Origin of the sequence: Sphingobacterium puteale (assembly GCF_050986225.1) — a bacterium.
Taxonomy (GTDB): Bacteria; Bacteroidota; Bacteroidia; order Sphingobacteriales; family Sphingobacteriaceae; genus Sphingobacterium; species Sphingobacterium puteale.
Genome location: NZ_CP158959.1, coordinates 4305002 through 4326970 on the forward strand (window position 1 = coordinate 4305002; position 21969 = coordinate 4326970).

Consider the following 21969-nt stretch of genomic DNA (forward strand, 5'->3'; position numbering starts at 1 on the left):
TTTTATTGCCGTAAATTCACTGTTTATCGTATTCTTTTTTTGCGATTTTCTTCGTAGTCTTCAAAAATCATTCCGCCCAGATCTCCAAGTCCTGTGTAATAAGCCTTGCCTTGATTTGAAGCCGTAAATTCATCGATAAATTGCTGCAAATAGGGATCTGAAGTGATCATAAAGGTCGTAATAGGTATTCCTAGTTTCCGGGCCTGCGCGGCCATATTATAGCACTTTCCGGTGATAAATGGATCTAAGCCCATTGGATTCTTATAGTAGGTACCATCCGGCATGTTTAAACAGCTCGGCTTGCCGTCTGTAATCATAAATATCTGCTTGTTTGCATGCCGCTTGCGCCGGAGTATATCCATTGCTAACTTTAAGCCAGCGACAGTATTGGTGTGAAACGGCCCCACTTGCAGATAGGGCAAGTCTTTGATCGCTATCGGCCAAGCGTCATTACCGAAGACAATAATATCGAGCGTGTCTTTGGGATACCGTGTAAGGATAAGTTCAGATAGGGCCATGGCTACTTTCTTTGCAGGAGTAATCCGATCTTCGCCATATAGGATCATGCTATGGCTGATATCGATCATCAGCACCGTACTCATCTGCGATTTAAACTGTGTATCCTCTACAACCAGATCATTTTCTGACAAACCGAACTCGCCTATACCATGATTGATCTGTGCATTTTTCAGGCTTTCAGTCAAAGCAATTTTCTCGAGACCGTCTCCATACTGATATCTTCTAAAATCGCCCATGTTTTCGTCACTCTGGCCTTGTTGGTTGGCTTTATGATTACCGGACTTTCCTTTTCGCATCTTCCCAAAAATCTGGTCCAATGCATTTTGTCGCAAGGCTTTTTCCATCTTTGAGGTAATGTCCACGCCACCGTTGCCATCAAATTCCATTTTTTCCCTGATATATCCCTTATTCTTCAGATCGGCGATGAAATCATCTATGGTATATTCTGGAGTGGTCAGTTTGAATTCCAGATCCAATTCACGCAGCCAATCAATGGCTTCATCAAAATCACCCGAGGTATGGGTAATCAATTCTTTGAAAATATCAAATAATTTTTCAAAAGGCGTCTGAAACGGCTCGTCATATTGCTTGAAGAAAAATCCCCTATTTCGTTTCATGCTGCTCATATGTTAATTTATTAGGATGAAGAAGCTATTCGTCCGTTAAAACCAGAACAGCTTCATAAGATAAATTTACGACATAATAATCCATATAAGGAGCCATTCCCCATTAACATTGAACAATGGCTGCCGTCTGACAACAAGTGATCGTTTATTTACTCGCTTCGTCTAAAAGGCCAATATCTTCAGCATCCAATGGCAGTTTTGGAGCATCAAATAAGGTTTCCAGTTGCGACACACTGGTTGCACTCACAATGGGGGCAGTGACCAATGGCTTTGCTAGTAGCCATGCTAGCGCTACTGTAGCCTGTTTAGTATCGTATTTTCCAGCCACTACATCCAAAGCTTCCAACACACGTTTACCTTTGTCATCAAAATATTTCTTTATGCCACCACCTCTGGCGGTATTGTCAAAATCTGCCTCGGCACGATATTTTCCCGTCAAGAAACCCGCCGCAAGAGACCAGTATGGGAATACACTCAAACCATAGGTTTCGACTATCTGGGAGTAGTCATTTTCAAAACGGCTGCGCTCAACCAAATTATAATGGGGTTGCAATGCGACATATCTGGGTAGACCATTTTTTTCCGCACAATCAAAACTTTCGATAAGCCGTTCAGGAGAGATATTTGAGGCGGCGATAAATCGAACTTTACCGGCCTTTACTAGTTCATCGTAGGCTGATAAAGTCTCCTCAACAGGTGTAACGTTGTCATCAAAATGGGTATAATATAAATCTATTTGATCTACCCCCAAACGCTGCAAGGACTCGTCCGCTGATTTCAAAATATGTTTCCTGGAAATATCAAAACCATGCTCTTTCGTCTCAGACCCAACCTTAGTCGCCAGTACAATGTCGTTCCGATTACCGCGGCTTTTTAACCATTTACCAATAATTTCTTCAGATTGACCGCCTTTCCCGTTTACCCACCAGGAATAGGTATCCGCAGTATCTATAAAATTAAATCCGGCTCCTACAAATTTATCCAGAATCTCAAATGATTTTTGTTCATCAAGTGTCCATCCGAAGACATTACCACCAAAGTTGATCGGTGCAATCTCTAAATCTGTGTGTTGTATTTTTATCTTTTTCATCAACATTAATCTTTTGTTGTTCGCTTGTAAAAAGGTTCTTCCCAGTCATCAATAACCAGTGCCTAACCTAAAGTTACAGCAATTAAAATAAAAATAGGATATGAAGCTGGAACGATCATCATATATTGCACAAGATAGACATAAAGGTATCAAATCCATGCCGATTAGTTATTGTTATGATAATGCACCAAAATAATAAAAGTCTTAGCTGCAGTAGCGGACTATTCTTTTTACTAATCCGTCAATCTGTTGTAGATGGTGTTCTCTCACCTCGTCTATTGCCAAAGTTCCTCCAAGGATAAGCATTTCCTTATGCTTAAAGCGTTTCCCCAGTCGGTCTTCAAGCATAATATGCTGCATACTCTGTGCAATCCCGATTTCCTCTAAAAAGTTGTTAGGGTGGCCTGCTGTGCAAATAACTAATCCATAATTGATTGTTTTCATTTTTGGCAAATCTGACTTTTGTCCATAAGCATAACCAACAGCAAATACGCGATCAAACCAACCTTTCATCATGGCCGGGCAATCGCTCCACCAAACGGGATAAAGGAAGATAATACAATCCGCATTTTCTATCTTTCGATGCTCTTCACGCACATCATTTGGGATAGGCAGCAACGTTTGAGAAAGCCCTTCCCGCAAGTATTCTTCTGCGGTCATATTGCTCTGAAAATTATTAGCATACAGATCGGAAACCTCAATATTCCAATTTTGCGCCGAAAGAAGCGCCTTTAAATGGCTGAAGATCTCAAAAGTATAAGATCTCTCACTCGGATGACAGTAAACAAACAAAATATTCATAATATGAGGATTACTTTTGTTATTCAAAATTTCATTATAAGTTCGAATCGCTTTTATTTGATCAAAACAATATCGGCAACTGAAGGCTTGCCATCATGATCATAAATATAATAATGTTCGGCCAAAAACTAAATTAACCATTTTTCAGGTAAAATAGAGTCATCTCTTTACATACGGTCCGAACCAATATGGTGCATATCTATAAACTGAACTCGTTAAGGTAATTATCCGGGAAGTCCTTAGCATCTGTTTATCCGTTTCATAAACCGCCCATACATCGCATCCTGAACGATATAGCAAAGACTGCAAAGAGAACTGCTGGCTGCTTCAGTCTGTGCCCCGAGGGTACCCCGCAGCAAAATCAAAATTCGCTTTTGTAATGATTTACTAATGACCCAAAGTTACCATCGGCTTCCTAGGTTATTCAGTTAAGAATGAATCAGCCACACAAGCTTGCCCCATCAAAAAATTGTTGTACACCTGGCAACCAAATTTTTAAGGATAAATTGTTATTTTAGCAATAGCATATAATAACCGGATGGGATAAAAATGGATGAGATACAGACTCAAGTAAACATCTATAGCGAGCAAAACAGAACTAGATTAACAAACTTATTATGATTTATGACTCAAATAAATTTATCAATTGAAATATTAAACTATGGCCTTCAACTATCTATGGAGTTTGGACAAAATTGGTTAAAACCAATTAACGAAAGGTTGGCTACTAAATTTCCGGATCTAAAAATACAGCAACTGGAAGAATGCAATGTCCTCTGCAAAAAAGTACATCAAATTGCACACCGTTTTATAGTCGAGAATCCCATTCACTCCGATACAGGAATTGAATTTATAGATTTCTACCAATTCAGACAGTTTATGTACAAAAAATATAGCTGGCTTTCATCAGCAAATTTACAACGTCTTTACAGCCAAAGCTGTTATTACGCTTATAAATAAAAGCTTGGTCAATAAAAACAAAATCATTTCCGGGCACAATTTGGCATACGCTGTGGCTTCTGCCCAAACCCCGCAGTCTTACTTCTTTTCTGTGAATATGGGTACTTTACAATCTACCCTGTTGAGCAAAATCTCCGGTTCCTGGATCAATGTTAACCGAGATGCAACAATCAGCACCCGTTATCTTAAAGTAGAATCTGTGAGTTCCTAGGCTGATTTCTTTTAATCACCTCCTGCTGACTTTAGCGCATTTTCTAATTAGCTTGCAATAAAGTAAAGCACAAAGAGCAGCCATTATGAAGTAGGTACACTTTGCGCTTGATATAATAGTATATTTCCCAATCTATCCAGCTTACAACAGAACCGCTAGAATTCCATTAGAAATTGATAAAAACAGTGATAATGGGGTATAAATATACGTGTCCCGTGAGGCAAATACGGTCTTCCTATACTTCTTAAATACGCCAACATATTTCATATCCCCGACAAATCGAACAAAAAAAATGCCGCTGATCATGTACATGCCGTAATCCGTATATTTATTATCAAAAGGCCCTTTCAGAATGCCAACAGCACAGAGGTTCGTCAATGCAAAAAATAATAATCCGATTGCAACAAGTAAAGTACCTGGCCAGCCCGGATTAAATACCCTTCTCCCATTTAGGGTTGTGGGTATAGTAGCATTTATCCCCCACTGTCCCCCAAATACCCAAAAGAGATGAAGCAACGCTAACAAAATAAAAATAGTGGCAATTACAATTGATAATAAATGTTCCATTAAGTAAATATAAAATATTCTTTGAATTTGGTCAATTTACTGACTAATGGTTATACGGAAAGTTTTCGACACGCCTTTTTATCACACTTTAATAAAAGTCATTTAGTTCTTTAGAAAACTGAGAGCCTATAACAATTTGCGTCTTCCGTCCAGCAATATCACAAAAGGGTCCCCAACTACCCTTAGCGTTTAGGAAAGCTTCCTAGCCTTATACCAAAATACTGCAATAAATTCGGGCTCGCGCTACATTCTGAAAACATTGAATTTATGTCCGTCAGGGTCGCCAAAAGCTCACCAACTGATCAGAAGTATGCAAGTCATTCGCTTTAAATCCCAACATTTTATAAAATTTTTACGTGCGTTCTAGATTGACCACCGCCAAATTCGCCCATATCATTTCAGGTTTCATCATATTTTATTTTTTGTATAAAATAAAGTTAGTGGATTGCAACCGCTTAAAAATTGCCCTGGGGCAAGTTTCTATGACAACTTCATTTTTCTTTATCCGGCTTTGAGATTTAGGATCGCCTTCCATCTACCAGCTCTATTAGATCGGCTTTACTCCTTTAGCGAGCCTAATGGTTTAGAATAGATCTTACATCGATTTATTCAATCTTATTATTTTATTGGAACATTTTTTAATTCTCATTTTCGCAAAAAAAACAAAGTGCTGTTCAGCAAAATAACACAACGTAATCGTATTGCTAAACTATTTACCTTTTTCAAATCGAATTTTTCTAATCCGGTTGATGATGCCCACTCGAATAAATATTTCCCCGTATCCGAAATTTTAGCTTTTCGGCAGCTTTGGAAAGCTTAAAAATTTGGTATGGGAGCCGCTCTGTAACTCCGCTACGGCTTGTAAAAGTATATGCGATAACAATTTCAAGATCTCTTTTGTCACTCATTTTAGTCCAGCTTGAACGAGACAGAAACCTGCAATTTCCGCGGATTGATTTTGCAGCCGGTCAATGCGACAAATGAAATTAAAATCGTGAACTGTTTCATGGTACTATTTTCAATCATGCGATAGATCGAAAATACTGAAAGGAACCATACTAAAATACCCCTGAAAATAACGGTTTTGTGATTTTTGGAAATGAAAAATTCACGATAATAAAAACCGGCATTAATCCCTTTAATTGTTACAGTTGGAAAGTTAACACAATAAAAAAAATCTTTAGCTGCACAAAAAAACGATTAGAAACCGAACTTTAACAATAGTTATTTCAGTCACTTATTCACAAAAATGCCCCTAAGATTACTTTATATAAAATACACGCATTGTTTCCAATATTTTGTATAATAGCTATATTTTAAAAAAAATAGCTAGGTAATGTTATCCATCGAATATTATTTCAAAACATATTTTCTACAGCTCTGTACATTTGCCTTTCCATGGGTCAACTCGGAGGAAATAGCTAAAGATATTGTACAAGATGCTTTTATTGTCTTGATGGATAAGCCAGAACTGTTGGAGAAGGGAGAACGTGTTATCAAAAGCTTTCTCTACACCTCAGTAAAAAATATGGCAATGAATGCCAAAAGGCGAGATAGGGTGTTTGATAAGATACGGGATGCTATAACCATAACAGAGTCTGACGATCGGAATATCTTGGACGATCTTATCAATGCCGAGCTGATTGGTGCATTACACCGTGAACTCGATCAATTGCCTGAGGGCTGTCAGCGGATCTGCCGTTTAATCTATTTGGATGGTATGAAATATGACGAGGTCGCACAGGAATTAGATGTTTCCGTCAACACCGTAAAAACTCAGCGTATGCGCGCGATAAACCTTTTGAAAACCAAATTCCTGAATTTAGTATTAAACTTCCTTATATTTTAAGGACCATTTGCCCTTCTATTTTTAAAAAATTTTTTTTTATCTGGAGTCACCCTTTTTGATTCCTCAAGTTATTTAGTTATTGAATTATGATAGAAACCGATAAAATAGTATTGGCTGAATTAGCTTCATTACTCCTGAAAGAAGGACAACTACCTGATGAACAAGAGAATGAGCTAAGACTTTTGCTGGAAAAATATCCCGATGCAAAGGATAGTTTGCGCCACCGGCTTGCCAATACAGATATCCATGTTCCATTTGATTTGCGTACCACTGACCTGGATCAGGAGTGGAAAATTTTAAAAACCAAATATAATGAACGACAAATTGCACCAAATTATCATCGGTTAAATGGAAACTGGAAACCCGCTATTAGAATTGTTGCTGCGCTGTTATTGCTCTTTACTTTTGTCTGGATCTGGAAATCTTATTTAAGACCTGTCAATTATCTTATCCCGGACAAGGTCTATGGACAAAAAAATGATGTTCTTCCCGGAACAAACGGTGCTATCCTCAAGATCAAAGGAGAAGACGAAATTAACTTAATGAATAAACAAGTTGATGGAGGTCTTCCTCGGGGTATTGAATTAAAAGAGGGTAAATTGCTGTACTCACAGCTCAAAACTGAAGAGTCTAATCCAATACACACCTTAATTGTGCCCAAGAGATCTACCATAGCGCTAACACTAAGTGATGGTACAAGGGTATGGGTAAATTCGGAATCGGAATTGACCTATAGGCCCAATTTCGAGAAAAATCAACGGAAAGTAAGATTAAAGGGTGAAGCCTATTTTGAAGTTGCCAAGGATACAAAACGCCCATTCGTAGTAGAAGCCAATGATCTCAGTATCCAAGCTATAGGTACAGCCTTTGACATCAATTCCTATAAACCTAATGCAAAAGTTCTACTAAAAGAGGGACGACTAAAAGTCAATGGACAGGAAAATGAGATTTTTATAGATGCCGGAAATGGAGTAAAAATGATTAACAGTCAATTGGTGGCTTTTCCGATACCAGATATGGAAGAAGCAACGGCATGGAAGGATGGTTATTTCTATTTCGAAAATAAGAGTATGCAACAGATTCTGGATGAGTTGAGTCGATGGTATGGTATCAAAATTGACTCCAACGTCTCATTGGACAAAAGACGTTACAAAGGTGGCATAAAAAGAGATGTGACCCTTGCAGAGGTCTGTAATCTACTAAAAGACCTGACCGGTTATGAGCTCACAATCGACAAAGAAAAATTAATCGTTAATAAATTGGCCGGCAAAAAATAAATAAACTATCTAACCAAAAGAAAAGGAGGGCTTAAACTATGTAAGAAGATAAATACCTAAATATTGTATGAAAAAGAATGCAGAAGTACTCCAATACTCCTGCATCTGATTGAATTAACAACTGATCGTAAACTATTAATTCTCTACCAAATTATGAATAATTTATTTTATTCAAAAGGAATTCTTTGTCCTATAGACAAGGGAAAATTTTTGAACAATCTAATCAAAATGAAACTGACAGGAATATTATTGGCAACATCCATGATGGGTGCCTACGCTTCAAGCTCTGCTCAGATTACACTGCACGCCAAAAACACCAAGATCGAAACCGTTCTCAAAAACATCACCCAACAAACAGGGGTGCGTTTTATCTTTATGGAGGGCTTACTAAACAATGAAAAAGTAAATCTTGAAATAACAGATGCACCCCTGAATAAAACACTTGATCAGCTCTTTAAAAATAGTGCTTTTTATTACATGATACATCGTGGCACCGTTGTCATAAAAAGAAAACAGGATGATGCCCCTGATGACCGCTCAGGCAGCGAAACGCTGTATCAACAACGATCCATCAAAGGGAAAATACATGACACAAAAGGGAATCTATTAAGTGCAGTCAGCATTTTGCTCAAAGGGACAAATATAGGAACCTCGACAAATGCCAGGGGTGAATTTCAGCTTTCTCTTCCAAACGGCAATAAAGGCACATTGATCTTCAGTGCGGTGGGCTTTAAACAGCTTGAACTCCCCATCAACAACAAAACTGAGCTCAATATCGTCATGGACAACGACGAAGTCGGGCTTGATGAGGTTGTGGTGGTCGGATTTTCAGAGGTCGATAAAAAGCACCTGGCTTCTTCCGTATCCCAAATGGATATGGAAAAAGTAAAAAACCGTCCCATTTATAAAATGCAGGATGCTTTTTCGGGAACAATTCCCGGTGTTACGATGATGCGGGGGAATAGTCTTCCGGGCAGTGTCCCCGGTACCATTTCTATACGTGGTATCAGCACGTTACAAAACGCCGATCCTCTGGTCATCGTGGACGGAATGGAACAGAGTATTCACGATATCGATCCTAATCAGGTGAAAAGTATTACCGTACTTAAAGATGCGGCTTCAGCATCTATGTATGGCTCCCGTGGCGCCAATGGCGTTATTATCATCGAAACAGAACGTGGGCAAACTGGGCAATTCAAGGTTTTTACAAACAACTGGTATGCCATAAACAAACCGATAGATCTGCCAGAATTTGTTGGGGCAGTTGATTTTATGAAATTGCGAAACGAAACACTGATCCAACAAGGACAACCTGCGATCTATTCGGATGAAACAATTGAACAATATGCCAGCGGAAAAATAAAAGGAGTCAATTGGCTGGATGAAGTAATGGAACGGACCTCCACAGCAATTAACAACAACGCCAGTATTTCCGGTGGTGGCGGCGTGGGGACTTTCAACCTTATGTTGGGCCATATTAAGGAAAATGGACTTAATAACATTGAGGGAACACAAAAATTTTCGGCGCGCTTCAATACCAACATCAATATTGCTGATAAATTCGTCCTCATGGCTGACTTCTATGCCCATCGCTTGCAAGTAGACCGCCTCATGGCAAACGACGATGGTCACGGGCTCTATCAACAAGCCTGGCGCTTGAATCCAACTCAACAGATCTACTATGATATAGATATGCCTGAACCATTCATACTGCATAACAACATAAATCCGATCGCCTCGATTAAACATGGTGGCACCAAAAACTATATGCATGACCGGAGTACGATAAATCTCCGCCCCAAATATAATATCAACAGTAACCTAAATATTGAAGGAAATGTATCCTACATGATCAATAAATCTGCCGACAAGCAAAAGCGATTAACCTACAAATTCTTTGATGAAAAAGGGGCACCGATCACTATATGGGGTAATGATGTGAATGCTTCACAAGGAGTAAGTGAGAGCCAGTTAACTGCGCGGGCATTGGTAAATTATAACAAAGAACTACGTCAGGATAAAGACAAAATCTATCTCACCGCAGGCTCTGAGATCATGAGCTATACATTCACCGATTTTAGGGAAATTAGCAAGGCTTCTTTTTTCGGTAAACTAAACTATTCGTTTGACAACCGTTATATATTTGAATTAACAGGTCGTTCGGATGGGAGCAGTAAATTTGCACCAGGTCATCGCTGGGGATTCTTTCCATCAGGGGCCTTTGCATGGAACCTGCATAAGGAACGCTTTTTCCAACCTATTCTCGAATCCGAGGCGATCAACAATATGAAGATCCGAGCGTCATACGGGTTGATTGGTAATGAAAATGTAGCGCCTTATCTATGGCAGGAATCCGTCAATACCTGGGGATGGACGATGCGCGTTCCTAATTCTAATTTTTCCTGGGAGAAACAAAAGCAATGGAATATTGGTCTCGATATGAACGCATTCAAAAATAGACTTTCTCTTACAGCGGAGGTATACCATAAGAATTCATATGATTTAATCTACGATGAATTTGCTGTCCCGCCTCTAACGGGTTCATACGAGCTGATATCCGCAGTAAATATTGGCGCGGTGGAGAATAATGGCTGGGAAGTTTCGGTAAACTGGTCTGACAAGAAAGATGATTTCTCCTATAAAGTCGGCGCTATGCTATTTAACAATCGTAACCGCATACTCAAGGCCGGCTATAATGAAAATGACCGATTGATTTTCAAAGGCAACAATGACCAGATATGGTATAAAGGGATCCCGATCAATAACTATTACGGTTTTCAATCAAATGGTTATTTTCAGAGTCAACAAGAAATTGATCAAACCGCAGCAAAAATGCCCAATTCCAGACCCGGCGATATCCGCTATGTTGACCAAAATCAAGATGGTTTAATCAACGACAATGACCGCGTCTACCTCGCCGATCCACTTCCCTATTACAATTACGCCATCAATATGGATCTTCATTATAAACGCTGGGATTTTTCAGCACTAGGCCAAGGTGTGGGCAAAAGAACTGGCCGAATAGCCGGTCAGGAAGCTTATCCGGTTTATGTCGACGGAAACAGTAATGACTTAGGAGCACCACGTGTTGAGTATGTTGCCGACCATTGGAGCCCAGAAAATCCAAATAGCCGCTTCCCACGTCTGTGGACAGGCTCCACGCCGAACACCCTTTTGAGTAATGTATGGCTCAGCAATGCAGCCTTTTTTCGTGTTAAATCACTTCAGCTCGGCTACACTTTTCCTTCCATTGGCAAAAGTGTTAAAAACTTACGGATTTATGTAAACGCGCAGGATGTATTCACCATAACAAAGTGGGAAGGTTTGGACCCTGAGCGGATCGGAAGCGGTAATGGAAATTATCCGCGGATGGCAACATACAGTTTTGGATTAAGCGCGAGCATTTTTTAATATCATAACAATGAAAAAGAAAATTATTACCCTGATAATAGCTTTGGCAACCCTTAGTAGCTGCGAGAAATTTCTTGATAAACGAGATCCAACAGCAACTTCATTTGATGAGTTTTTTAACACAGAGGAGGATTTACGTCGTGTGGTTTATAGCAGTTATTTGGATGCTTTTATGGGTCCTGGTGAACGTCGTCTCCTTTTTTATATGACCGAAGGTCGTTCGGACAATGCTTATGCCCGCATTGAGACAGACCACCATATGATTATTGCCAACGGCAATATGACCAGCAACTCTGCTTTGGCCGTTTATTACTGGAATCTACACAATCAGCATATAGGACGCATTAACACCTATCTGGCAAATGTTGATGTACCCTATGTCGAAAATGAATCTACGCGACAACGGTATAAAGCAATTCTCGAAGGTTTGCGCATCTGGCATTACTTCAGGATCACAGAATTCTGGGGTAACGTCCCTTTTGTGCTAACTCCTGTCAAACTGGAGGAAGCAACACCACCGGTGACGCCTAAAGCCGAAATCCTTGACAAGCTCTTTGAAATGAGCGAAGATGTTGCCAATAGACTTCCAGAAAATGAAGGCACCACAAACGCATATATGTTCAATAAGTATTCCTTTAAAACATTGGTCATGCGTTATGCGCTCTATAACGGAAGGTACGAACTGGCGGCGAGACTTGCTAAGGAGATTATGGATAGTGGGAAGTATCAACTACACCCCCAATATGCCAGTCTATTTAATTATCAAGCAGATAAAACCAACAAAGAATTTATTATCAAGTTTGATATGGAGAGCCATAACAATTCAGCAACGGCATCATTTCAGCATCTGGCTCCACAATACCGAACCGGAAATGGCCAATCCTATGTTGTCCCCTTAAAAGCACTCGTGGATAGTTATTGGACTTTACAGGGGCGGCCAATTGACAACTGTCCATTACACAGCAAGCAAGCTTATGAGCTTAATCCAAAATTAAACCGCGATCCACGGTATGAAGCCAGTGTATTTGGTCATGGCGATCTCTTCAATAATGAAAAAATAGATATCTATGATGCTAAAAGTGCTTTTTATTACCAAAACCTACGTAGCAGTAGGTCGGGATACTGGTTCAAGAAATTTGTGGACCAAGCCGATGCGTTTCGTACTGGCGGAAATATGCATTTTCCCCTGGCCCGCTATGCCGAAGTCCTTTTAACCTATGCGGAAGCCAAGATCATGCTGAATGATATAGATGAACTGGCTAAAAGTTGTATCAACCAGATTCGTAAAAGAGCCGGACTCGATATGACCGTTGCTGATGTCAATTTAACGGCAAAATCACAACAGGAATGGATAGCGCTCATCCGCAACGAAAGGAGAACCGAACTTGCTGGCGAAGGATTACGCTATAGCGATATCTTGCGCTGGAAAACGGCAGAAACGGTACTTAATCAGGCAGCTCTTGGTCACATGCGTTTGAATGGTGCTGGACAGTCTGAGGTACTTAAAATTGAGGATCGAAAGTTCTTAAATCACCAATACCTATGGCCATTTCACGAAAGTAGTTTTCAGGTAGAACCTAACTTGGTGCAAAATCCGGGTTATTAATCAAATACGACGGTATTCTTTTATCCAATATTGCAAGAGCGGTATTCCTTAGGGAATGTCCGCTCTTGCATTTTTCTTCTTTTCATTAAACACAACTTTTAACAGGAAACTCTCAAGCCTTTTCACTATTATGAACCGGGTTTATGAAAAGTGTCTTTGATAGCAGCTATGATTACAAATAGTATTGATTTTGCTGGAAATAAAAGTTAACAGTTTTACCTCATCCTTATAGGCGATAACGATCAAAGCATTAACTGGATTAACTATAGACTTTTTAGATTTTTTCATTCTTTACCAATAAATAAACTATCAAGAAAAAGGTACCTATCTCTGAATTTTTCAGGGGATGCTTTTGCTTCGGTAGTAAGGTCAAGTATATTCATAAAATCGTCTGTTGCTGTGTTTTTTGGCCACAGAGCAAGACCTTTTCCATTCGGATTACCGGTCTTAATAAAATTTATGAAGTAGCGCTGTCCCAATAGCGAAGCCTCGTAATCATCCTTCGTCCAGTCAAAAACATCGTTGCTCTTCAGATTTCCTAATAGATATTCAATATCACTGGCATGGAATGCTCCTGAGATGGCTGGAGGCAGATTTCCCTTATCTGTATCGGTATTTTTTTTACGTATTCCACCGGCAAGTCCTGTCTCCAAGTTACTATGAACAGCTTTCATTGCCGGCCGTGCTTTGCTAAATGTGTAGACATAAACAGGTTGCCCACTTTTTTTTCGTTGCAAATCGAGCCATTTCCAAGTACTGTAAACAATAAAATTATCACTGGCTAGCGCGGTCGCCGATGTGATAACTTCACTTTCTGTTTTTCCTGGATACAACTTGAGCACTTCATCAGCTTTAGCACCGAATTGCTCACGTACTAATCTTTCATAGTTGTCCGGTGAGGGATAGGACTTGCCTGTGAAAGCAGTATAAGGGGCCTCTGTAGACGTCCAGCCTGCAAGTAGAGAAACTTTGGACTGCTCCCCTGCTTCAAATATTTCTAACGGAGATTTGGGGAGAAAATAACCATCTATGAGCAAACGTGTGATAAAGGCGCCGGGCTCACTGGCTCGATCAAGTAGTTCTGCGGCGGGAATTTTACGCAATTGTCCAAGGTTGTCTGCATTGACTTTGGTAGCAAATGCTACACCTTGTTGTTCTTGCTCTCCAATGGAAATCGTGCCATATCTTAAATTAAAAACACTTCCGCTCTGACCGATAGCACGCTTAAATAGCCCTTTGGATAGCGGACTACTCATCTGAGCTGAAACAGACATGCTTCCGGCAGATTCGCCGCCTATTGTAACCTCATCAGGATCACCTCCAAAGGCAGCTATATTCTTTTTGACCCATTTTAATGCTGCATATTGATCCAGGAGACCATAGTTCCCTGATGCATTTTTTGGCGATTCTTGGGTTAGTTCCGGATGCGCAAAGAAACCAAAGATGCCCAGACGATAATTGACGGTCACGACAATAATGCCTTCCTTGGCAAAACTCTCCCCATCGTAACGATTTTCTGATCCATCACCGGCATTAAAGCCACCACCATAAAAATAAACTAAAACAGGAAGTCTACCGGAGCCCCAAGCCTTTGGTCGCCATACATTCAGATAGAGGCAATCTTCACTTATACCCGGAGAGCGAAATCTCATGTCCCCGTAGATCGGTTTCTGCATTGGTGAATTTCCAAATCGATCTACCTTGCGGATCCCTGTCCAATGATCGGCAGGTTGTGGTTCTTTCCACCGTAAATCGCCAACCGGTGGTTTTGCAAAAGGAATCCCACGGAATGCCTGTACTCCGCTGGATAACGTAATTCCCTCCATTATACCTTCTTCAACCTTTACTTGGGGCTCTTGGGCAGAAACAAATGATATAACCAAGAACGCAGCAACACTAAAAAATGTCTTTATCATAATAATTGTTGTCAATATTTTACACGTAACCGTTCCAATTAAACATAGGAACATTTTTTGCATTTGCCCCAACTAGCTAAATGTTGCAGTTGCGCGACTGCGAATCTCTGAAACATTTAATCCCGCACCTTCAAGTTTCTGCGAAGCCTGTTTTTCTATTAAATCTTTTAACATGACAAAGGTCTGGTCAAATTGAACATGCTTACCAATCACAAAAGATAAATCATATTCGATCTCCTCCCAGGTAGAAATATCAGCATGATTATGCTGATATTGAACTTCTAATTTATCAATCGCATTAGCCACCTTTGCTTCAAAGGTATTCTTCTCCTCAAACTCATAAAAAAGATCATATATTTCCTGACCATTACTTGCTGTAAGCAGATCTCTAATTCTAAGAATTGCTTTCTCTTCATTTTGTTGTTTGATTTTTTTGATCTCTGGGTTTCGGATCTGATCCAATACCGATACGTCACCAGCTTCGGCTTCAACAAGATCATGGATAATAATCATTTTCAATAGGCGGGCGAGATCAACTTTTTGCTCTAAAAGCGGTTCAATCAAAACGGCCATCAACGACATCCGCCAAGTATGTTCTGCAACGCTCTCCTGACGTCCATTAGACAGCCAGCTATGTCGCAATTCGAATTTTAGTTTTTCAGCCAGCTTCAGGACATCTAATATCGCCGACAACTGCTCCAGTTTTATTTTATTAATCATCTTAATATATGAACTTTACTTCTAATCTGATATACTTATATTCTAATTATCAACGACTAATTTAATATTTCTTACTTAGGATAAAGTAGATGTTCAGCGAAAAAAACTGTTATCATCAATTATTGACACAAACTTGTTGTTTTAATGGCGCCTAAAATCGACTAATAAAATACTTGGAATAGTTATTTGGAACAAACACCTGAAACTATTTATAAGTGCCATTATTTAGGTTCAAATGTAGTCTCGATAAGAGAATATTACAATTGCCACCGAATTGCCGATTACTCTTCCTACCTTTGTTTTCAAATTAAACACATATGCCAAAAGAAACAAAAGCGGGACTTTATCAAGGAACCATAGAAAAAGATGCAAATGGAAATTACTTCTGTGGCCCTTATCTATTGGATTATCAAACCGTAGAAGCTTATTTTAAATTGGGTGATCGTGTCAGCTTAAAAAGTATTATCAAAAATACAAGCCGCATGAGTATGGAAACTTATCCTCAAAAATCAATTAAGTTTTCATTTGCAACCGAAAATCATGACAACGATTAGCACAATATGAGCCAAATATTTCAATAAAGACCTTGTATTGAATACAATTCACCTGTTTTCAAACGCTCTTTAACATAGGGCATATGAAACAGGTGAATAAAATGAGCTCAAAAATTTTATTTTCATTACAGTGTATCTATATGATGAAACTCCGCGCATACGAGATCACTTTCATGGAAATTACGGTTATCTCGCTGCGACCTGGCCACACAAAATCCACAAAAATCGTTTTCTACAAAAACATTCCCTCCTGATGGGAATAAATTCAATTGGCGATCGACTTTTAGCAACAACAAAATTCCAGTAAACAATTTTTCATTCATACTGTTAAAAGAACAGATACGAATACTTATGCCGCATTTTATTATAGACTGTTCACAAGAAATTCTCCGATGCATAGCACCTGATCAACTCTTGGACGCCGTATACGAGACAGCAGATGCTGCAGGAATTTTTGCTGTCAATGACATAAAAGTTAGAATTCAGTCCTACCAACATTATCGACTTGGAAACAATAAGACTAGTTTCTTACATGTCTTCGGGTATATTATGGAAGGACGAACTACGGAACAAAAGGCAAATCTCTCAAAAACAATAACTGCCAGACTAAAAAAATTGGTTCCTTCGGCCTCTTTCCTTTCAGTGAGTATAGGCGAATTTGAAGCTGCAACTTACTGTAACAGTTCGTTAATAAATCCTCAGAATATTAATCATGATCGCCATTTTGAATTGTAAGATCTCCTCCATTAATCTCCCGGCGAAATGATCCAGCTCATATACTTTGGAGATATAGATCACGTGGATCACCGATCATTCTGTTTACCTTAGCATATACACAAAAAAGGAAAAAATGGCAAATACGATGAAAGCAGCACGTTGGTATGCTGCTAAAGATATCAGGGTAGAATCAACAGAAATACCTGAACCCAAGGCTGGTCAGGTTAAAATAGCTGTCCATTTTGCCGGAATATGTGGATCTGACTTACACGAGTATGTACATGGTCCACAATTAATCCCAGTAGATCAACCCTACCCACTAAACGGACATCAGGGAGTCACTACGCTCGGACATGAGTTTTCGGGTGTGATAGAAGCTGTAGGTGAAGGTGTACAACATTTAAAAGCCGGTGACCGTGTAGTCGTGGAACCGATTTTTAAAAACTTTGATAGTCCCTTTATTGCAAATGGCGCATATAATTTATCTGAACCTTTGGGATTTGTAGGCCTATCCAGCAATGGTGGATTTGCGCCGTATGTTGTCGTCGAAGACTATATGGTACACAAAATACCCGATAGCATGTCGTTCGAAAAGGGGGCATTAGTGGAACCTGCCGCTGTAGCAGTTTATGCAGTACTCCAAAGCGGACTTAAAATCGGAGAAACTGTATTAGTTTCTGGAGCTGGTCCAATAGGTTTACTATGCGTTCAGGCAGCACTTGCCGCAGGTGCAACAACAGTTATTGTGACTGATATCGCAGACAAACGTTTGGAGAAGGCTAAAGCCATCGGTGCTACCCATATCATCAATGCAAAAGAAGAAGGTATACCACAAAAAATTAAGTCCATCACGGAGCTCGGAGTGGATGTATTTCTAGATTGCGCTGGTGTACAAGCCTCCTATACAACTGGAATTGATAGTTTAAAAAATGGTGGAACCGCTGTTTTAGTTGCACTTTTTGGCAATCCTGTAACTACCGATGCGCTGGATCAGGTCCTGCGGGAAATCACCATTAAAGGTATTATCGCTTATCGTAATATCTTTCCACAGGTTATCGCGCTTATCGATAGTGGACGTATGCCCGTAGAAAAACTTGTAACACGCAAAATAAGCTTAGACAATATCGTTTCAGAAGGATTTGAAGCTCTGGTTAATGATCCCACTGAAGTCAAAATCTTAATTGATATACAGAAAAATTAACGCAGTCAGGATACAGACAATAATAAGCAACGTATCGAAAAAATAATGTGATCGCTATAAATATGGCCGCTTGGGACACCCAAGCGGCCATATTTATTCGGTTTGCCAAATCTTTTGTAAATGATTTACATTTTATTTGGTATTTTATTGGTCAACGGGAAGATAGCACTCTCCACATGCGCTTTCTCAATCAAGCGTTGCAATTCCTGTACTTTTTTCGGATTACTATTCGCGACATTGTTCTGTTCTTTTGGGTCTTGTTTGAGATTGTACAGCTCTTTAATCGGAGTACCAGTAGTTACTTTCTGCAAAATGAGTTTCCAGTCACCTTTTCGTAAGGCCTGACGTCCACCATCTTCATGGAATTCCCAATAAAGATAATCATGTTGTTTTTGTTGTTTGTTGCGTCCCAATAAAGTGGGAACAAAAGAAACCCCATCTGTATATCTGGGTTTATCCGCCTTAGCAAGTTCGACCATCGTCGGCATAATATCCCAAAAAGCACCCAGATAGTTTGATGTCTTTCCTTCAGCTATTTTCCCCGGCCAACAGGCAATGAACGGAGTCCTGATACCTCCTTCATACAAATCGCGCTTATTTCCACGCAAACCTCCAGAACTATTGAAAAAATTAGGATCTGCTCCCCCTTCTTTATGTGAACCATTGTCACTTGTAAATATGATTATGGTATTGTCAAGCAATTTGTTTTGACGCAGTTTTTCTACGATCTGACCAACATAAGAATCCATGCGACTTACCATGCTGGCATACATTGCATGCGGTTTCTCTACTCCAGCATACCCCGGAACTGTTGCCTTTGGCCCGTAATCATTTCCTTTATGTGGTTTTTCATCAAATGAACTGGCATATTGCTGGTAATATTCATCTTCTGGACCAGAAAGTTCGGCATGGGGAAGCACAGTAGGTACAAAGAGAAAGAAAGGTTTGTCTTTATTCGCATCAATAAAGGCAAGAGTTTTCTCTTGGATCAATGCTGGTGCATATTGACCTTTGGCCAATAATCCATTACCATCAAGCTCAATCCGCTCTTTATTATGCCAAAGGTGAGTAGGGTAATAACGGTGGGATTGACGTTGGCAATTGTAACCATAAAACTCGTCAAATCCTTTCTGATCTGGTGCTCCGGTAGTATTGACCATCCCTAGCCCCCATTTTCCGAAAGCATCTGTCGCATAACCCGCCTCCTGCAACAACATAGCGATTGTCTGTACCGAGTCTGCCAACGGTTGTTGTCCCTCTGGTTCGATTTCTTTATTTCCTCTTACATAGGTATGCCCAGTATGTTGTCCTGTCATTAGGGATGAACGCGAAGGAGCACAGACAGAGGTACCAGCATAAAAGTTCTCAAACTTCATTCCCTTATTGGCTAGTGAATCTATATGCTTGGTTTCAATTTTTTTCTGACCATATACACCAAGGTCTCCATAACCAAGATCATCTGCCATAATAAAAACAATATTTGGTCTTGTCTCCCTATTTTGAGCAAATGCGGCTCCTGAGATAGCCAATAAGAAAACAGCTACAGCTACCTTCTTATTATTAATAGATTTTAGTAGGTTCATGTATATCCAAAGTTAATTAAATAAAAAGAATTAGAACACATAAAATCCCCTATCAAGCTGAGCCTCTTGTTTCCTAATTCTTTTCAAAACGATGAACATTTCTTTCTTTAGTATTTTCCAGCTGAATGCTCCATTAGAAATATTCACCATTTACAACCTTAGCTTTGGAGCCCTGTTATTTTTGTGTTACCATGATATGGTAATAAAAGTAGCGGGACAACCAAGTGGGCTAAATTTCTATTGTAGTGCCTCCGAGACCGCATAACTGTCTTCCAGCAGTGTATATTCGATAATTTTATGGTTGTGTATCCTCAAGTGAATAAAGAATACAGAACTAACCAACCTTTCTGTTTCCAACATCTTGGAGGTAAAATTCCCTTTTATAATAGCCTGATCTTCGTTGGTCAATACTGTCTGTATTGCAGCCGTTACGGGTTCTACAGCTGACCACAATAGCTTAAAAAGTTGTTCCACCTCCCGTTTTGAACTTCTCGATCCCAGCCATTTTATCTTTGCTGTATTGCCAGGAATTTCTAGGTAAAACTCTTCAGCAAAAAGATCAACCAGATTTTTCAGTTCTCGCCGCTGCAAGCAACCTAGGAAGGTATCCACAAATGCATTGATATTTCCCATCTCAAATTCTGTTTAGATTTTTATGCTGGAAATAAGCCATCATCCCGACCCATCCCGCAACCGCGAGGATCATAACAGAACCTATCATACTGATCGTATAAAACAGGGCAATAACTGCTATGGCACTAGCTACAACCCAAGTAATATCCAGTGTGATGATAAACTTGGTCCAGCTGATCGGGATATTTCCCTTCATAGCCGTGGCTAAAACAAATAATGAAAATACAATGAGGAAAACGCCTACCAGGATAAATGGCGTATTATCTCCAGTTTCAAATAACTGTGTAAATACAGAGGGCATGGTTACCAATAAAACTCCTGTCATTCCTGAACTGATCGCATTGGTCAGCAATACATTTTTTAGTGTCATAATTTCTTTTTTTATTACTCAAAAGTACTGTTGTACGGACGGCTTTGGATTATCTATAAGCGACAGGGTATTGACATTATGCGACAATCAGATACAAACTGTAAAACATATCATTAGATTTACAGTATGAATTATAGACAGACCATGTTGCAAGCCTTAATTGCCTTTTGTGGCGAGCGAGGGCTAGATAATGCTAAAATTACTGCATTATCAGGGTTTTCGATCGCCCAGTTAATGAATGGCTCCAGGTTTGATATCTCCGATCAACAGGTGGAAAATCTGTGGAAGAACATTGTTCAGTTTTCCAAAGATGAGCTGATAGGCTTGCATTTTGGAGCCACAATGCAGTTAGCGGCGCTGAATATTGTCGGACAGATTATCCAGACGAGTAGCACTGTGAAAGATGCCCTGCTACAAGTACGATCAATGATGTACCTAGTCACGGATCTTTATACAATGGAAATAGAACTGGGACCTAAAACATGTGTCATCCAATACCTTAAAAATATAGGTTTTGACCATTTCCAGATGACCCAAAGACAATTCGGGTACTTCCTGATAGCGTTTACAATTTATGAATTGAAAGGGCTGTTACTTAAAAATCTGAACCCCACGAAGGTTGGTCTACCAAGCTTTCAGAAAGATCGCTACATGGACTATGAGATAATTTTGAAATGTCCAATAGGAAAAGCAGAACATTATACGGTAGAATTTCCCAAAGAATACCTGGACTTTCCGATCATTACAGCCAACTATGAGGTGCAAACTTTGCTCATTAACCAAATGAACAAATTGCAAAATCCAAACGAGTTAACAGGTGCTCTTTCCAAGAGGATATTCAACTACCTTCTAGCGAACTCTTACCTTTACTCACTCTCGATCGAAGCGGTAGCCGGAAATTTCAATATCAGTGTAAGGACTTTACAACGTAAACTCAAGGATGAGGGAGCATCTTATGTACAAATTGTTGAGGAGGTGCGTAAGTCACTGGCTGTCCATTACATGCAAAACAGTAGTTCTTCCATAAAAGAAATTTCAACCATTTTGGGCTATGCTGAGCCAAGTGCCTTCGTTCGGGCATTTAAAAAATGGACAGGGAAAACACCTACAGCATATCGAACGGCCGGTCTCTAGATTTTCATAACATTACCATCGTTGGGATTATTCCTGCTAAAATAGTGTGGCTTTCAAAAATCATCGGCTTAATATTAAGAGCTTTTACTACAATTTTAATGTCATTGACCATAGAAAGTGATTCCTGATCTAAACAAACTGTTTCTAGCCTTTATATAAATAAACATCGTCAGATAACAAAAGAAAAAAATGAGTATTTACCAGAATATATCAGCCTCATTGTG

At 39.6% G+C, this 21969-nt stretch carries 18 protein-coding genes; 9 read left to right on the forward strand and 9 right to left on the reverse strand.

From position 1 onward, the window contains the following. Nucleotides 1-23: 23 nt before the first annotated feature. The 3 genes from ABTV71_RS18410 to ABTV71_RS18420 all read right to left on the reverse strand — a co-directional run bounded on the left by ABTV71_RS18410 (nt 24) and on the right by ABTV71_RS18420 (nt 3036). Nucleotides 24-1136, reverse strand: a complete 1113-nt coding sequence (locus tag ABTV71_RS18410; protein WP_220700176.1) for a vWA domain-containing protein — start codon at nt 1134-1136, stop codon at nt 24-26. Nucleotides 1137-1290: 154 nt separating this feature from the next. Next, complete coding sequence (locus ABTV71_RS18415) at nt 1291-2235, reverse strand: aldo/keto reductase (RefSeq protein WP_433900621.1); 945 nt, start codon at nt 2233-2235, stop codon at nt 1291-1293. A gap of 204 nt (nt 2236-2439) precedes the next feature. Then, nucleotides 2440-3036, reverse strand: coding sequence for an NAD(P)H-dependent oxidoreductase (locus ABTV71_RS18420; RefSeq protein WP_433900622.1), 597 nt, complete (start codon nt 3034-3036; stop codon nt 2440-2442). 624 nt (nt 3037-3660) lie between these two features. Here ABTV71_RS18420 and ABTV71_RS18425 point away from each other — a divergent pair. Then, nucleotides 3661-3996 carry a hypothetical protein gene (locus ABTV71_RS18425; RefSeq protein WP_183078844.1) on the forward strand — a complete coding sequence of 112 codons (336 nt, stop codon included), beginning with the start codon at nt 3661-3663 and terminating at the stop codon, nt 3994-3996. A gap of 352 nt (nt 3997-4348) precedes the next feature. Here ABTV71_RS18425 and ABTV71_RS18430 read toward each other — a convergent pair whose 3' ends face one another. Then, nucleotides 4349-4774, reverse strand: a complete 426-nt coding sequence (locus ABTV71_RS18430) for a DUF3995 domain-containing protein (protein WP_433900623.1) — start codon at nt 4772-4774, stop codon at nt 4349-4351. A 1336-nt stretch (nt 4775-6110) separates the two neighbouring features. Between ABTV71_RS18430 and ABTV71_RS18435 the strand changes: the two genes are divergently transcribed. The 4 genes from ABTV71_RS18435 to ABTV71_RS18450 all read left to right on the forward strand — a co-directional run bounded on the left by ABTV71_RS18435 (nt 6111) and on the right by ABTV71_RS18450 (nt 12917). After that, entirely contained in the window at nt 6111-6623 is a 513-nt protein-coding gene (locus ABTV71_RS18435) for a sigma-70 family RNA polymerase sigma factor (protein ID WP_433900624.1), read from the forward strand. Between the two features lie 86 nt (nt 6624-6709). Beyond that, nucleotides 6710-7900 (forward strand): FecR family protein, encoded by a 1191-nt coding sequence (locus ABTV71_RS18440; protein WP_433900625.1) that lies wholly within the window; start codon nt 6710-6712, stop codon nt 7898-7900. Nucleotides 7901-8053: 153 nt separating this feature from the next. Beyond that, a complete protein-coding gene (locus ABTV71_RS18445; protein WP_433900626.1) occupies nt 8054-11311 on the forward strand; it encodes a SusC/RagA family TonB-linked outer membrane protein in 3258 nt (1085 codons plus the stop codon). A gap of 10 nt (nt 11312-11321) precedes the next feature. Further along, a complete protein-coding gene (locus tag ABTV71_RS18450; RefSeq protein ID WP_433900627.1) occupies nt 11322-12917 on the forward strand; it encodes a RagB/SusD family nutrient uptake outer membrane protein in 1596 nt (531 codons plus the stop codon). Between the two features lie 284 nt (nt 12918-13201). On the opposite strand, the gene ABTV71_RS18455 is transcribed toward ABTV71_RS18450, so the two are convergent. Next, nucleotides 13202-14833, reverse strand: a complete 1632-nt coding sequence (locus ABTV71_RS18455; protein ID WP_433900628.1) for a carboxylesterase/lipase family protein — start codon at nt 14831-14833, stop codon at nt 13202-13204. Between the two features lie 72 nt (nt 14834-14905). Beyond that, nucleotides 14906-15553, reverse strand: coding sequence for an HD domain-containing protein (locus ABTV71_RS18460; protein WP_433900629.1), 648 nt, complete (start codon nt 15551-15553; stop codon nt 14906-14908). A 317-nt stretch (nt 15554-15870) separates the two neighbouring features. Between ABTV71_RS18460 and ABTV71_RS18465 the strand changes: the two genes are divergently transcribed. From ABTV71_RS18465 to ABTV71_RS18475, 3 genes are all read left to right on the forward strand, one after another. Beyond that, nucleotides 15871-16107 (forward strand): hypothetical protein, encoded by a 237-nt coding sequence (locus tag ABTV71_RS18465; protein WP_104381134.1) that lies wholly within the window; start codon nt 15871-15873, stop codon nt 16105-16107. Between the two features lie 351 nt (nt 16108-16458). Then, the gene (locus ABTV71_RS18470) at nt 16459-16842 is read left to right on the forward strand and encodes a 5-carboxymethyl-2-hydroxymuconate Delta-isomerase (protein WP_433900630.1); all 384 of its coding nucleotides are present in this window, start codon (nt 16459-16461) and stop codon (nt 16840-16842) included. A gap of 115 nt (nt 16843-16957) precedes the next feature. Next, complete coding sequence (locus tag ABTV71_RS18475; RefSeq protein WP_433900631.1) at nt 16958-18025, forward strand: 2,3-butanediol dehydrogenase; 1068 nt, start codon at nt 16958-16960, stop codon at nt 18023-18025. 125 nt (nt 18026-18150) lie between these two features. Here ABTV71_RS18475 and ABTV71_RS18480 read toward each other — a convergent pair whose 3' ends face one another. From ABTV71_RS18480 to ABTV71_RS18490, 3 genes are all read right to left on the reverse strand, one after another. Further along, on the reverse strand, nt 18151-19608 hold the full coding sequence (locus tag ABTV71_RS18480) for an arylsulfatase (protein ID WP_433900632.1): 1458 nt from the start codon (nt 19606-19608) through the stop codon (nt 18151-18153). Nucleotides 19609-19845: 237 nt separating this feature from the next. Further along, entirely contained in the window at nt 19846-20241 is a 396-nt protein-coding gene (locus ABTV71_RS18485; RefSeq protein ID WP_433900633.1) for a nuclear transport factor 2 family protein, read from the reverse strand. Nucleotide 20242: 1 nt separating this feature from the next. After that, complete coding sequence (locus ABTV71_RS18490; protein ID WP_433900634.1) at nt 20243-20611, reverse strand: hypothetical protein; 369 nt, start codon at nt 20609-20611, stop codon at nt 20243-20245. Between the two features lie 126 nt (nt 20612-20737). On the opposite strand from ABTV71_RS18490, the gene ABTV71_RS18495 reads away from it, so the two are divergent. Further along, on the forward strand, nt 20738-21745 hold the full coding sequence (locus ABTV71_RS18495; protein WP_433900635.1) for a helix-turn-helix domain-containing protein: 1008 nt from the start codon (nt 20738-20740) through the stop codon (nt 21743-21745). Nucleotides 21746-21969: the final 224 nt, after the last annotated feature.